Origin of the sequence: Winslowiella sp. 2C04, assembly GCF_050037805.1 — a bacterium.
GTDB classification, from domain to species: Bacteria; Pseudomonadota; Gammaproteobacteria; order Enterobacterales; family Enterobacteriaceae; genus Erwinia; species Erwinia toletana_A.
The window spans coordinates 934,933-948,429 of record NZ_CP188300.1 but is presented as its reverse complement, the minus strand read 5'-3'; the positions used below and the strand labels follow the sequence as shown (position 1 = coordinate 948,429).

The following is a 13,497-nucleotide window of genomic DNA, read 5'->3' as shown; positions in this document are numbered from 1 at the left end:
TTGCTGCGTTGGAACATGTTTCAACCACTACCCTGATCATCACGCTGGTGATCATGGTGCTCGTCTCAGCCTACTTCTCCAGTTCAGAAACCGGGATGATGATGCTCAACCGTTATCGCCTGAGGCATCAGGCGAAAAATGGAAATCGTGCTGCTCGCCGCGTTGAGAAGCTGTTACGTCGTCCCGATCGTCTGATAAGCCTGGTGCTGATCGGTAATAACCTCGTTAATATCCTCGCCTCCTCACTGGCGACGATTGTCGGCATGCGCCTGTACGGTGATGCCGGCGTCGCCATCGCAACCGGTATTCTGACCTTTGTGGTACTGGTGTTTGCTGAGGTGCTGCCGAAAACCATCGCGGCGGTCTACCCGGAAAAAGTGGCTTTTCCCAGCAGTTTGCTGTTGGGGCCGCTACAGATCATTATGTTGCCGCTGGTCTGGCTGCTGAATACCATCACGCGCATCCTGATGCGCATGGTCGGTATGAAAGTTGACGGCGCGATCAGCGCCGCGCTGAGCAAAGATGAGCTGCGTACCATTGTGCATGAGTCGCGTACCCTGATGTCGAGCCGCAATCAGGATATGCTGCTGTCGGTACTGGATCTGGAGAAAGTCAGTGTTGATGACATCATGGTGCCGCGCAATGAGATTGTCGGCATCAACGTCAACGACGACTGGAAAGCGATTGTGCGCCAGCTAACCCACTCGCCTCACGGCCGCATTGTGCTGTACCGTGATTCGCTTGATGACGCAATCAGCATGCTGCGCGTGCGCGAAGCCTATCGCATGATGACCGAGAAGAAAGAGTTCACCAAAGAGAATCTGTTGCGTGCCGCCGACGAAATTTACTATGTCCCGGAAGGTACGCCGCTGAATGTGCAACTGGTGAAGTTCCAGCGCAACAAAAAGAAAGCCGGGCTGGTGATTGATGAATACGGTGATATTAAAGGGCTGGTGACGATCGAAGACATTCTTGAAGAGATTGTCGGGGATTTTACCACCTCAATGTCACCGACGCTGGCGGAAGAAGTGATGCCACAGAATGATGGCTCGGTACTGGTCGAAGGCAGCACTAACGTACGCGAACTGAATAAAGCCTTTAACTGGAACCTGCCGGAAGAGGAAGCGCGTACCGTTAACGGCATGCTGCTGGAAGCGCTGGAAGAGATACCGTCAGCTGGCACCACCATCCAGTTAGGTGGCTACGCCATCGATATTCTTGATGTGCAGGAAAATATGGTCAAACAGATCAAAATCACTCCGCAGAAACCGCTGAAGCAGTCGGTCGGTTCATAATCTGTCATCCATTAAAAAAGGCGACCTCAGGGTCGCCTTTTTTGCCTGTGCAAATCATCGGCATAGACGACGAAAACGCCGCTCCTGCCCGTTTTCTCTAAAGAGAAAACTAGATATGCAGTTCTTGCAGTTTCTCTTTCGGCAGCGCCAGTTCGTCGTTATGGTTGACGCGGATTTCGCTGTCAACGATATGACGCGCAATCTCCTGCGCTTCATCCAGCGAGTGCATTTCATAAGTTCCGCACTGATACTCGTTCAGTTCCGGGATCTTACGCTGGTCAGTCACTTTCAACACATCGCTCATCGCCGCTTTCCAGGCATCGGCAACGCGCTGCTCATCCGGTGTACCAATCAGGCTCATGTAGAAACCAGTGCGGCATCCCATTGGGGAAATATCGATGATTTCCACACCGTCGCCGTTCAGGTGATTACGCATAAAGCCAGCAAACAGGTGCTCCAGCGTATGAATACCCCGCTCCGGCATCACTTCTTTATTCGGCTTGCAGAAACGCAGGTCGAAAACAGTGATGGCATCGCCGTGCGGCGTATTCATGGTTTTCGCAACGCGTACCGCAGGTGCGGCCATGATCGTATGATCAACAGTAAAACTATCCAGTAGTGGCATACAGTCACCTCCTGTTTAAGAAAATTTAAAAATAAATGAAACTTTTCTGCTCGCCGTGCGTCTGAGTAAGTGAAAGACGCGCATTTTGTTATCATCATCCCTGACAACAGAGATGTTAATTTGGCCACAGTGATGTGGCCTTTTTCTTTTCTAGCCCGCCTTAGTGGCGAGAAATTCTTCAAAACTTATTGTATCGCTCTCTTCGATCTGCTGCTGACTCGCTCGCGAACGCTCGGCTTCCTGTGCAAACTGCTGCTCAGTCAACACTTCTAAAGGCTCTTCAGCCAGCAACTGACGATATTGCTCCGCCAGCGCCAGACCGCTGCCACCAAGGCCATTTTCCTTCATCGCATGCAGAATTCGGGCTGAATAGGTCAGTTCAGGATCGTCAAACGACGCGACCAGCTGATCGCAGACTTCCTGATAACGACGATCGCCCTGATTACCATCGAGAGTTTCCGCCACACGACGCAGATCGCCAAACAGTTGTTTGCCCACGTCGAGCAACGGTTGCTGAGCGGTTTCGCAGCCCATGCCGATAGTCTGCCCCGGCTTGCGCCCTTCCAGAATGACACGATTCCAGTTCTGTCGGCTGCACAGCAGCTCTTCGCTGCTCATTTCCGGCGCATCAGCCAGAGTACACCAAATCAGGAAAAGATCGAGGAAACGCACCTGGTCGGCATCCACGCCAATCGGTGAGAACGGATTAATATCCAGTGAACGCACTTCAATATATTCAATACCGCCGCGCAGCAGCGCATCGGAGGGCGCTTCACCCGACTTAGTCACGCGTTTCGGACGCACTGGCGCATACAGTTCGTTTTCGATCTGCAGCACATTGGTGTTCAGCTGCAAATAATCGCCATTTTTATCTTTCAGGCCGATTTCAGCATACTGCTCTGAAGGCGTTTTAATCGCGTTCTTTAACGCGGTGACGTAATCCGGTAGATTGTTAAAGGTGATACCAAGGCTGTTCTGCGACTTGTTGGTATAGCCCAGATCGCTCAGGCGTAACGACGTGGCGTAAGGCATATACAGCATGCCCTTATCGCTGCGCTCAAACGGCAGGCTGCTCTCTTTACCCTGTAAGAATGAAGAACAGATCGCCGGAGAGGCACCAAACAGATAAGGAATAATCCAGCCGAAACGGTAATAGTTACGGATCAGCCGCAAATAGCCGTCAGAGATCGCCTCTTTGCCGCTCTCGCTATCTTTTACCCCCGCCCACTCCTGCCAGAACGACAGCGGCAGCGAAAAGTTATAGTGCACGCCGGAGATGGTTTGCATCAGCGCGCCATAGCGATTTTTCAGCCCCTGACGATATAAGGTCTTCATACGACCAATATTGGAACTGCCGTACTGTGCCAGTTCAATATTATCGCTTTCATCGATAAAGCACGGCATGCTGAATGGCCACATGCGCTCTTCACCAATATCACGTGATACATGGCGGTGGATATCACGCAGAAACGCCAGCAGGCGATCGATATCCTGCTCAACCGGGGTAATAAATTCCAGCAGCGTCTCAGCGAAATCGGTCGTGATCCATTTATGGGTCAGCGCTGAGCCGAGAGAGTCGGGATGTCCGGTAGTTGCCAGATGACCATCTGGTTTAACACGCAGCGTTTCACGTTCAATACCGCGGCCAATGCCATTTAACGCGTTGGGATGAGCTTCCAGCCAGGAAAGCGCTTGTGATACGTCCGGGATCAAATTGACCTCCCGCTCAGAGAAAAATTATTATTGTTCAGCATAATGTTAACCGTAGCCCTGAATCAGCGAGAATCAATGCCACCACTCCATGCCCTGTAAGGTTGCAAACGCAACCACTATGTAACGTAGTGTCTTACCGATAGCCAGATACAGTACTACCGGAAACCACGAAAAGCGCAGCCAGCCAGCAATAACGCATAACAGGTCGCCAATCACCGGTAGCCAGCTAAATAATAGCGCTGCTGGCCCTAAGCGGTGCAACCACGTCATTGCTGTGGCATGCCATCGTCCTTGCTGTTTTTGTGGCAGTAAGCGACCAATAACGATATTGGTCAAACCACCCAGTGTGTTTCCCAGTGCGGCGATACCAATCAAGCTCACCACTGATGACTTACCGGCAATCAACAGCGCCGCCAGCAACACTTCAGAACTTCCCGGAAGCAGCGTGGCACTCAGAAAGCTACTGGCAAACAGTGACCCCCAGGTCAGCCATTCATTCACAGTAAACGGACATCAACAACATCCATGCCGGCAGCCTTTGCCGCCTGCAGGCCAAAATCGGCATCCTCAAACACCACACATTTGCCCGGCTCGACGCCCATCAGCTGTGCGCAGAGTAAGAATGTATCCGGTTCCGGCTTATGACGCGTAACATCATCAGCACCGACAATCACGTCAAAACAGTCGCGAATACCTAAATGACGCAGTAATCTGTCGGCCATCTCATGCTCACTGCCGGTACCGACCGCCATTGGTCGTCGGCCGTGATACGCCTTTACCACTTCAACCAGCGGCAACGGCTTTACCGAATCCAGCAACATTTTGTCGAGAGCAGCGGTTTTCTCCGCCGCCAATACATAAGGATCAAGATCTGTCTTATTGCTGGCAATAATCATTTCAGCAATGCGCCAGCTGGGAGAACCGTTAAGGCCAATCATAGCCGTTTCGTCAAAGGTCATGCCGTAGCGGGCCAGCACCTGATGCCAGGCTTTGCGATGCGTCGGCTCCGTATCCAAAATGGTGCCATCCATATCGAAAATCAAGCCGTCATAACGATCGTACATGTTCTCTCCAGCCATTGAATCAATGAGCCTTTTACTTTATCGCAAAGTGCCCGGATTGTCGCTGTCAGCGATTAACAGCAAATGCTTTGAAAGCAATCGGGAATTGACGATGAGATTAAAAGTGTATGGGGCAGAACAGGGCTGGTATGGGAATTCTGATAACAACAGGAATTGAAGGACAAGACGTTAAGGAGAGGAAACAAAACCAGGGGAATATGGTGCATCCGGGAGGATTCGAACCTCCGACCGCTCGGTTCGTAGCCGAGTACTCTATCCAGCTGAGCTACGGATGCATCGGAAAAGCATGTTGAAAAGTGACTGCAGGATACTGATTAATGCTAAACAATATGGTGCATCCGGGAGGATTCGAACCTCCGACCGCTCGGTTCGTAGCCGAGTACTCTATCCAGCTGAGCTACGGATGCATCGGAAAAGCAATTTGGGAGATAATGCGACTGACCTGAGGGAATACCAGAGAATGGTGCATCCGGGAGGATTCGAACCTCCGACCGCTCGGTTCGTAGCCGAGTACTCTATCCAGCTGAGCTACGGATGCATTGCTAATTCTTGTATAACGCAGGGTGCCAACTACTCACCTTGATACGCGCTGCTAACACGATATCGAAATTCTCGCTACTCAGTAGTTAATACTACTTCGTAGTATGGTGCATCCGGGAGGATTCGAACCTCCGACCGCTCGGTTCGTAGCCGAGTACTCTATCCAGCTGAGCTACGGATGCATCAGTAATGGCGGTGAGGGAGGGATTCGAACCCTCGATGCAGCTTTTGACCGCATACTCCCTTAGCAGGGGAGCGCCTTCAGCCTCTCGGCCACCTCACCATACGCGTTCTTTCGAACTGCACCGCTGAACTTGTTTCTGCTCATCGGCACTGCGTGGCGCACATATTACTTTCCCGCACTTATAAGTCAAACAATTTTTCCGAGCTATTTGTTTGTTTGCACAAATCACAGTCAATTTGACCACTTTGACGACAAAAAGAGTGATTTATCAACTAAAAAGCGCTGATGCAGTTCACAAAAACAGGACGGTGACTTTATTGAGAAAGAAAAGAAATCGCGGGAAATAGCAGGAAAACCGGTAGCGCCTCGCTAAAACAGCGAGGCGCAGGATCCGTTAGTAACTCGTAGGCTGAGTTTTTTCGGCCTGAATACGCTGATAGATCTCTTCGCGATGTACCGAAACTTCTTTAGGGGCGTTCACACCGATGCGAACCTGGTTACCCTTAACCCCCAGCACTGTTACAGTCACCTCATCACCGATCATGAGGGTTTCACCAACTCGACGAGTTAGAATTAGCATTCTTTGCTCCTTGAAAGATTAAAAGAGTCGGGTTTGTAGAGTTCCCGGCAATATCCATCATATAACGCTGAACATAGACTATGACAAATAACGCATTGCTCATCATCACGCCAATACATTCTGCTGATACATAGTTTAGCCGAAATACACTACATCAACCTGACTTTATGATTACAGGGTGCGCAGCATCTGGAAAATCACCGGGATTTTGCCACCCCGGCGCTCTCCGACATTGCATTTTTTATCGTTACAGTTTTGCAGCAACCCATGACTCGACGCCAGCCAGTGCAGCAGGCAGCGCCTGTGCATCGGTACCGCCTGCCTGGGCCATATCAGGGCGTCCACCACCTTTACCGCCAACCTGTTGGGCTAACGCACCAACCAGCTCACCCGCTTTCACACGGTCGGTAAGGTCTTTTGTCACCCCGGCAATCAGGGATACTTTACCTTCTGCTACCGTTGCCAGCACAATGATTGCCGAACCGAGCTGATTTTTCAGATCGTCGACCATCGTACGCAGCATTTTAGGTTCAACATTGCTCAGTTCGCTAACCAGCAATTTTGCCCCTTTAACTTCAACCGCTTTACTGCTCAGTGAAGCACTCTCCTGCGCAGCTTGCTGGTCTTTCAACTGCTGTAATTCTTTCTCCAGCAGTCGTACATGCTCAATAACCGAACGCACTTTCTCATTCAGGTTACTGTTGTTGGCTTTAACCAGATGCGCAATATCCTGCAGCTGCTCGCTCTGCGCATGCATCTGTGCCAATGCACCCTCACCGGTAACCGCCTCAACGCGACGTACACCGGCAGCTGTTCCTGACTCAGAGGTAATGCGGAACAGGCCAATATCACCCGTACGGCTGGCGTGAGTTCCACCACACAGCTCGGTAGAGAAGTCTCCCATGCTCAGCACGCGAACCTGGTCATCATATTTCTCACCGAACAGCGCCATTGCACCCTTCGCTTTCGCCTCTTCCAGCTCCATGATATTGGTGTCTACTGCAAGATTACGCCGAATTTGTGCGTTGACAATATCTTCCACCTGACGAATTTGTTCAGGTTTCATCGCTTCGAAGTGAGAGAAGTCAAAGCGCAGATATTTATCATTAACCAGCGAGCCTTTCTGCGCGACGTGATCGCCGAGAACCTGGCGAAGTGCAGCATGCAGCAAATGCGTTGCGGAGTGGTTCAGGCGAATGCGCGCACGACGCGCTTTATCAACCTGTGCATTAAGGCGTTCACCGACGCGCAGCTGGCCTGAAACCAGTTTGCCGACGTGGCCAATAGCCTGACCGTACTTCTGGGTATCGTTCACCGCAAAATGCGCCGCCGTTCCCTTCAGTTCACCGGTATCGCCAACCTGTCCGCCTGATTCACCATAGAATGGCGTCTCATCAAGCACAATCACCCCTTCCTGACCTGCGGTGATTTCATCTGCCTGCTGACCATCAACAAAGATCGCCTTCACGGTGGCGTTCAGTTCCAGCTGGTCATAACCTTTAAAAGCAGAAGCGGAATCAATACGGATTACATTATTGTAATCCGTACCGAAGCCGCTGGCATCACGTGCCCGGCGACGCTGTTGCTCCATCGCCCGCTCAAAGCCGGCTTCGTCGATTTTCAGATTGCGCTCACGACAAACATCCGCGGTTAAATCCACCGGGAAACCAAAGGTGTCGTAGAGACGGAAAACGGTGTCGCCATCCAGCGTATCGCCTTCCAGCTTAGCCAGCTCGTCATCCAGCAGCGCCAGACCACGCTCCAGCGTTTTAGCAAACTGCTCTTCTTCGGTTTTCAGCACCAGCTCAACTTGCGACTGCTGCTGCTTCAGTTCTTCACCTGCACTGCCCATCACATCAATCAGTGGCGCAACCAGCTTGTAGAAGAAAGTGCCGGTTGCACCGAGCATATTTCCGTGACGCACTGCGCGACGAATAATACGGCGCAGCACATAGCCCCGGTTTTCGTTTGACGGGATGACGCCATCAGCAATCAGGAAGGCACAGGAACGGATATGGTCGGCTATCACGCGCAGTGATTTATTCGACAAATCGGTAGCGCCGGTAACCTGAGCGACTGATTTTATCAGTTTCTCAAACAGGTCGATTTCATAGTTGGAGTTAACGTGTTGCAGAACTGCGGTAATGCGCTCAAGGCCCATACCGGTATCAACCGAAGGTTTTGGCAATGGCAGCATAGTGCCATCGGCCTGACGGTTGAACTGCATAAAGACGATATTCCAGATTTCAATATAACGATCGCCATCTTCCTCTGGAGAGCCAGGTGGGCCACCCCAGATATGATCGCCATGGTCAAAAAAGATCTCGGTACAGGGACCACAAGGGCCGGTATCGCCCATCTGCCAGAAGTTGTCTGACGCGTAGGCTCCGCCTTTGTTATCACCGATGCGGATAATACGCTCGCGCGGCACACCCACTTCTTTTTCCCAGATGGCGAACGCTTCGTCATCAGTTTCGTAAACGGTCACCCACAGACGATCTTTCGGCAGATTAAACCACTGCTCACTGGTCAATAGTTCCCAGGCAAAAGCGATAGCTTCATGTTTGAAGTAGTCGCCGAAGCTGAAGTTGCCCAGCATCTCAAAGAAAGTGTGGTGACGTGCGGTATAACCGACGTTTTCAAGATCGTTATGCTTACCACCGGCACGCACGCAGCGCTGCGAAGTCGTGGCACGCGTATAATTACGCTTGTCCTGACCGAGGAAAACGTCTTTAAACTGGTTCATCCCGGCGTTAGTAAACAGTAACGTAGGGTCGTTATTGGGTACGAGGGAGCTACTGGCTACAACCTGATGTCCCTTGCTATGAAAAAAGTCGAGAAACGCCTGACGGATCTCAGCAGTGCTCTTGCTCATAATTGTCCTGGAATCACGCTAACGAACGTTCCGTGTATCTTGCAACGCGAACCAGCCTTATGGCAGCCCGGTGATACACGAACAAAAAGTGGGAATAAGATAAAATTTCTTCAGTGCGAAGTAAAATCCCATCGGGGCTCAATCATCAAAATTTCTGAAAATGGCCTGAATATCTTCCATAAAGAAGCCTTTCGACAGCAAATGACGCTGCAATTTGGCTTTTTCCTTCCATTCTGTTGGCAGCGGCAAGCCGAACTTACGTTCAGCCACTTCAAAAGCTCGCGCTGACCAGTCGATTTCTGTCGACGCTAACGTTGCTTCAGTCAGCTCCCTGCTCACGCCTTTTTGCCCCAGTTCCATACGAATACGTTGTGGGCCATAACCTTTACGACCACGACTTATGACAAAACGTTCCGCAAAACGTGCATCATCGAGCCAGCCATGCTGATAGCACCATGCCACCACCTTTTCGATATCCTCTTCAGAGATCTCTGGCACTTCCTCCTGACGAAAGCGCGCCGCGCGCTGAACGGACAGCGTCAACTTTTGACGAAACTCGGCTTCACTGTGGTCACGCATCGCCAGAATGCGCATTGCGCGATCGAGCAGACGCGAGAGTGAATTTCGGCTGGTGGTGGCGTCAGACATAACACTCCGGAGCAGTTAAAGGCTAATTACAACTTAATCAGACAAAATTTACTGGCTGATCAGCAGAGCGTAACGAGAAATCAACACAGAAACAAAGGAAGTTGAGCGATTGGTAAATAAAAAGCAGGATAAAGCGCAGAAAACAGAGCGAAAGGCGTTTAATGATGAAGATAAACCAGATGGTGAACGCAGGTGCGAGCCAGTTGCTGCTCCATTTATAGCAAAGGCGGCAAAATGCCGCCAGTGTATTGATATTTACTGCAATCAGGGCGGCATCTGTGCCGCCTCAGACATAAATATCAGAAGTCCTGATTCGATTCGCTGGCTTCTTTCTCAAGATCGTCAGCAACGAAATCTGGTTTATCGCTTGGGTTATTCAGCAACATGTCACGCAGTTTCGATTCAATCTCGTTGGCAACCGCCTGGTTTTCTTTCAGATAGTTACCTGCGTTTGCTTTACCCTGACCGATCTTGTCACCATTGTAGCTGTACCAGGCACCGGCTTTCTCAATCAGCTTATGCTTGACGCCAAGATCAACCAGTTCACCGTAAACGTTGATACCTTCGCCGTACATAATCTGGAATTCAGCCTGCTTAAAGGGTGCAGCGATTTTGTTTTTCACCACTTTGACGCGGGTTTCGCTGCCGACCACATTGTCGCCCTCTTTAATCGCGCCGATACGACGGATGTCGAGACGAACAGAGGCATAGAATTTCAGTGCGTTACCGCCGGTAGTGGTTTCCGGGTTACCGAACATCACACCGATTTTCATACGAATCTGGTTGATAAAGATCAGCAGAGTATTGGACTGCTTCAGGTTACCGGCCAGTTTACGCATCGCCTGGCTCATCATACGTGCAGCAAGGCCCATATGTGAGTCACCGATTTCGCCTTCAATTTCTGCTTTCGGCGTCAGTGCGGCAACGGAGTCGACGATGATGACATCAACCGCGCCGGAACGCGCCAGTGCATCACAGATTTCCAGCGCCTGCTCACCGGTATCCGGCTGCGAACACAGCAGGTTATCGATATCCACGCCCAGTTTTTTCGCGTAAACCGGGTCCAGTGCATGCTCGGCATCGATAAAGGCACAGGTTTTACCTTTACGCTGTGCAGCGGCAATCACCTGCAGCGTCAGCGTGGTTTTACCGGAGGACTCAGGGCCATAAATCTCAACAATACGCCCCATTGGTAAACCACCAGCACCCAGCGCGATATCCAGTGAGAGTGAACCGGTAGAGATGGTTTCCACATCCATAGAGCGGTCTTCACCCAGGCGCATGATGGAGCCTTTACCGAATTGCTTCTCAATCTGGCCCAGCGCGGCTGCCAGTGCTTTTTGCTTGTTTTCGTCAATAGCCATTTCCACTCCTAATCATGCAGGGTAAAGCACACTCGAGGTTGCTTTGCTGTAATACGAATGACAGTAATTATACTGTATAGTCATACAGTATCAAGTTTATTTTCGAGAAATTCATCATGCAGCGTTTGCAGCGCGTAAGCGGTTGCCTGACGACGCACTGCCTCACGATCGCCAGCAAAAAGCTGTCGTCTGGTCAGCGCCCTGCCGTCGGCCGTAGCAAAGCCGAACCACACCGTTCCGGTCGGTTTTTCTGCGCTGCCGCCATCCGGCCCGGCAATACCGCTGACTGCTACCGCAAACTGCGCATCGGCGGCGCGCAGGGCTCCCTGCGCCATTTCATGAACCACCTGTTCACTGACCGCTCCCCACTGCGCCAGCGATTCGCCACTGACGCCAATTAGTTGCTGCTTGGCATCATTGCTGTAGGTCACAAAGCCGCGATGGAACCAGGCAGAGCTGCCAGCAATATCCGTCAGCACCTTACAAATCCAGCCACCGGTGCAGGATTCTGCGGCGGTTACCGTAGCATTATCGCGCTGTAAAAGATGGCCCACGGCGGCGCTCAGTTGGTTCAGTTGGTCATCTGTCATATCGAGTTTCCTGACTACGGTTAAGAAGCAACGTTAGCAATAAAGCGTCGCGAAGACGTAACGTTTTTTATCGGGCTTGCCCGCTGGATGGCCGTTTTGCGAGAGGCATTCAGGATCACAGATGGGGACATGCAGCATTAAATACAAGCAGCCCTCCCTTCCCGCTTAACGCTTTTGCGCCACCATAAACAGGCGAGGAAATGCCAGCAGCACTTTGCCGTCGGTTTGCGGCAGATAAGCCTGACGAATTTCGGCCAGATACTGCTGTAAAAAGCGCTGTTGCTCGTTTTCATTCAGTGAAGCAAGAAATGGCCGCAGTCCGGTGGCCTTAAGCCAGTCGATAATCGCCGCCGCATCCGGCATCAGATGGTAGTAAGTGGTACGCCAGATATCCACGCTACAGCCCGCCTGGCTTAACAAGTCGTAATATTGCTGTGCAGTCAGCAATTTTTTACGCTCGGCGGCACGACTGCTGATTTTCTGCTGCCATTCAGCACGCGCCGCTACCTCACGCATCAGTCGGTGCGAAGGCTCCTCCAGATTATCCGGCATCTGTATCGCCAGCACCCCATAAGCAGCCAGCTGCGCAACCAGCTGCGGCAATAACTGTTGATGCTGATCCAGCCACTGCAATGATGCATTGGCGAAAATGACATCCTGTGGTGCTGTCGCCTGCCAGTTGTGGATATCGGCTGGCATAAAATGGCAATCGGGCAAGCGCGCTTGCGCCTGTTCCAGCATCGAAAGCGAGCTGTCCAACCCGGTGATTTTCGCCTGTGGCCATGCGCACCACAGCAGTTCAGTACTGTTACCCGGCCCGCAACCAAGATCGGTAGCGCTGCCGACGTGAATTGCCGGAATACGGGCGATTAACTCACGCGCCGGACGCGTTCTTTCTGCTTCAAACCGACGATAAAGATCGGGATTCCAGTCATTCATACACACCTCACGACAGGTAAAAATGCGATCCAGCTCGAGTAATCAAGATAGCAGTTATGACATTTGTCGCCGTTAAGCATTAAGTTAAAACGACGTTTCATTTTTTCGAACAGGAAGAATATGATGAGTCACCAATCTGAATTAAGTGGAGTCTGGTGCCCTTCCGTCACCCCATTTGATGGCCAGGACAGAATTGATTTTTCGGCACTAAATCAACATTTTGCTCGCTTAACGGCGTCCGGTATTGATGCGCTATTACTGATGGGCAGCATTGGCGAATTCGCCTCGCTGAATCAGCAAGAGCGCCTGTTACTGTTACGCGAAGCGCGCAGCATGTCGCCACTGCCTATGGTCGCCAACGTATCGAGCACCTGCTTTGCAGATATGATTCAGCTGGCGGAACAGGCAGATCGATCCGGCTACGATGCCGTAATGGTGTTACCGCCCTATTACTTTGCTCAGACGCGTAAACAGCTGCTGAGCTACTACCATGAGCTGGATAAACGTCTGCCGGGCAAGTGGTTAGCCTATAACTTTCCGGCGCGAACCGGCTGCGATCTTGATCCGGCACTGGTGGCAGAGCTGGCGGCTGAACTGCCGAAATTTATTGGCATTAAAGATACGGTCGACTGCCTGTCGCACAACCGTTTAATGACAGAAGAGACGAAAAAAGTGCGGGCAGATTTTGCAGTACTGTCAGGTTATGATGAATATTTACTGCCTAACCTGCTGGCCGGTGGCGCCGGGGTAATCTGCGGCCTGAATAATCTGGTGCCTGAACTGTTTGCCGCGGCAATGCGGGCATGGCAGAGCGAGGATTTAGCCGCGCTGACGCAAATTCAGCAGCGCATCGGCAGACTGATGGCGATTTATACCCTCGGTGACGATTTTGTTAGCGCCATCAAAACCAGCGTGTCACGCCGCTTCGGCTACATGACACCTGACTCACGCAATATTGGCGGCGGATTGGATGAAGAACAGTGCCAGGCCGTAGACCGGCTGTTCGCTGAAGAGAGTCAGCAGTAACCCACGGCAAAGTGCCACTGCCGTTACGCTATAAAG

12 protein-coding genes and 5 tRNA genes are annotated in these 13,497 nt (G+C 51.5%); 2 read left to right on the top strand and 15 right to left on the bottom strand.

The window, feature by feature from the left end; all coding sequences use genetic code 11:
* Nucleotides 1-8 precede the first annotated feature (8 nt).
* Nucleotides 9-1,295 (top strand): HlyC/CorC family transporter, encoded by a 1,287-nt coding sequence (locus ACP3TC_RS04085; protein ID WP_313853397.1) that lies wholly within the window; start codon nucleotides 9-11, stop codon nucleotides 1,293-1,295.
* A gap of 109 nt (nucleotides 1,296-1,404) precedes the next feature.
* Here the strand turns inward: ACP3TC_RS04085 and luxS are convergent, their stop codons facing one another.
* From luxS to tam, 15 genes are all read right to left on the bottom strand, one after another.
* Entirely contained in the window at nucleotides 1,405-1,920 is a 516-nt protein-coding gene (gene luxS / locus ACP3TC_RS04080) for an S-ribosylhomocysteine lyase (RefSeq protein ID WP_313853399.1), read from the bottom strand.
* 150 nt (nucleotides 1,921-2,070) lie between these two features.
* Nucleotides 2,071-3,633: a glutamate--cysteine ligase gene (gene gshA / locus ACP3TC_RS04075; RefSeq protein ID WP_313853401.1), complete on the bottom strand. Its 1,563-nt coding sequence runs from the start codon at nucleotides 3,631-3,633 to the stop codon at nucleotides 2,071-2,073.
* A gap of 72 nt (nucleotides 3,634-3,705) precedes the next feature.
* Entirely contained in the window at nucleotides 3,706-4,134 is a 429-nt protein-coding gene (locus ACP3TC_RS04070) for a YqaA family protein (protein ID WP_313853402.1), read from the bottom strand.
* Nucleotides 4,131-4,697, bottom strand: coding sequence for a fructose-1-phosphate/6-phosphogluconate phosphatase (gene yqaB / locus ACP3TC_RS04065; RefSeq protein ID WP_426817568.1), 567 nt, complete (start codon nucleotides 4,695-4,697; stop codon nucleotides 4,131-4,133). Before yqaB ends, ACP3TC_RS04070 begins: the two co-directional genes overlap by 4 nt.
* 216 nt (nucleotides 4,698-4,913) lie before the next feature.
* A tRNA-Arg gene (locus ACP3TC_RS04060) sits at nucleotides 4,914-4,990 on the bottom strand.
* A gap of 55 nt (nucleotides 4,991-5,045) precedes the next feature.
* A tRNA-Arg gene (locus tag ACP3TC_RS04055) sits at nucleotides 5,046-5,122 on the bottom strand.
* A 54-nt stretch (nucleotides 5,123-5,176) separates the two neighbouring features.
* A tRNA-Arg gene (locus tag ACP3TC_RS04050) sits at nucleotides 5,177-5,253 on the bottom strand.
* Nucleotides 5,254-5,360: 107 nt separating this feature from the next.
* A tRNA-Arg gene (locus ACP3TC_RS04045) sits at nucleotides 5,361-5,437 on the bottom strand.
* Nucleotides 5,438-5,445: 8 nt separating this feature from the next.
* Nucleotides 5,446-5,538 (bottom strand) — tRNA-Ser (locus tag ACP3TC_RS04040).
* Nucleotides 5,539-5,833: 295 nt separating this feature from the next.
* Nucleotides 5,834-6,019, bottom strand: a complete 186-nt coding sequence (gene csrA, locus ACP3TC_RS04035) for a carbon storage regulator CsrA (protein WP_026112062.1) — start codon at nucleotides 6,017-6,019, stop codon at nucleotides 5,834-5,836.
* 247 nt (nucleotides 6,020-6,266) lie between these two features.
* A complete protein-coding gene (alaS, locus tag ACP3TC_RS04030) occupies nucleotides 6,267-8,894 on the bottom strand; it encodes an alanine--tRNA ligase (protein WP_426817567.1) in 2,628 nt (875 codons plus the stop codon).
* 138 nt (nucleotides 8,895-9,032) lie between these two features.
* Entirely contained in the window at nucleotides 9,033-9,542 is a 510-nt protein-coding gene (locus tag ACP3TC_RS04025) for a regulatory protein RecX (protein ID WP_426817566.1), read from the bottom strand.
* 299 nt (nucleotides 9,543-9,841) lie between these two features.
* Complete coding sequence (gene recA, locus ACP3TC_RS04020) at nucleotides 9,842-10,906, bottom strand: recombinase RecA (protein ID WP_313853407.1); 1,065 nt, start codon at nucleotides 10,904-10,906, stop codon at nucleotides 9,842-9,844.
* Nucleotides 10,907-10,986: 80 nt separating this feature from the next.
* The gene (gene pncC, locus ACP3TC_RS04015) at nucleotides 10,987-11,496 is read right to left on the bottom strand and encodes a nicotinamide-nucleotide amidase (protein ID WP_426817565.1); all 510 of its coding nucleotides are present in this window, start codon (nucleotides 11,494-11,496) and stop codon (nucleotides 10,987-10,989) included.
* 165 nt (nucleotides 11,497-11,661) lie between these two features.
* The gene (gene tam / locus ACP3TC_RS04010) at nucleotides 11,662-12,435 is read right to left on the bottom strand and encodes a trans-aconitate 2-methyltransferase (protein ID WP_426817564.1); all 774 of its coding nucleotides are present in this window, start codon (nucleotides 12,433-12,435) and stop codon (nucleotides 11,662-11,664) included.
* Between the two features lie 123 nt (nucleotides 12,436-12,558).
* Between tam and ACP3TC_RS04005 the strand changes: the two genes are divergently transcribed.
* Nucleotides 12,559-13,461, top strand: coding sequence for a dihydrodipicolinate synthase family protein (locus tag ACP3TC_RS04005; protein WP_426818234.1), 903 nt, complete (start codon nucleotides 12,559-12,561; stop codon nucleotides 13,459-13,461).
* Nucleotides 13,462-13,497: the final 36 nt, after the last annotated feature.

Excerpts from the sequence above, each read along its gene's own strand:
- pncC (WP_426817565.1), bottom strand. The coding sequence starts at position 11,496 with ATGACAGATGACCAACTGAACCAACTGAGCGCCGCCGTGGGCCATCTT.
- csrA (WP_026112062.1), bottom strand. The coding sequence starts at position 6,019 with ATGCTAATTCTAACTCGTCGAGTTGGTGAAACCCTCATGATCGGTGAT.
- recA (WP_313853407.1), bottom strand. The coding sequence starts at position 10,906 with ATGGCTATTGACGAAAACAAGCAAAAAGCACTGGCAGCCGCGCTGGGC.
- tam (WP_426817564.1), bottom strand. The coding sequence starts at position 12,435 with ATGAATGACTGGAATCCCGATCTTTATCGTCGGTTTGAAGCAGAAAGA.
- ACP3TC_RS04025 (WP_426817566.1), bottom strand. The coding sequence starts at position 9,542 with ATGTCTGACGCCACCACCAGCCGAAATTCACTCTCGCGTCTGCTCGAT.
- yqaB (WP_426817568.1), bottom strand. The coding sequence starts at position 4,697 with ATGTACGATCGTTATGACGGCTTGATTTTCGATATGGATGGCACCATT.
- alaS (WP_426817567.1), bottom strand. The coding sequence starts at position 8,894 with ATGAGCAAGAGCACTGCTGAGATCCGTCAGGCGTTTCTCGACTTTTTT.
- luxS (WP_313853399.1), bottom strand. The coding sequence starts at position 1,920 with ATGCCACTACTGGATAGTTTTACTGTTGATCATACGATCATGGCCGCA.
- ACP3TC_RS04005 (WP_426818234.1), top strand. The coding sequence starts at position 12,559 with ATGAGTCACCAATCTGAATTAAGTGGAGTCTGGTGCCCTTCCGTCACC.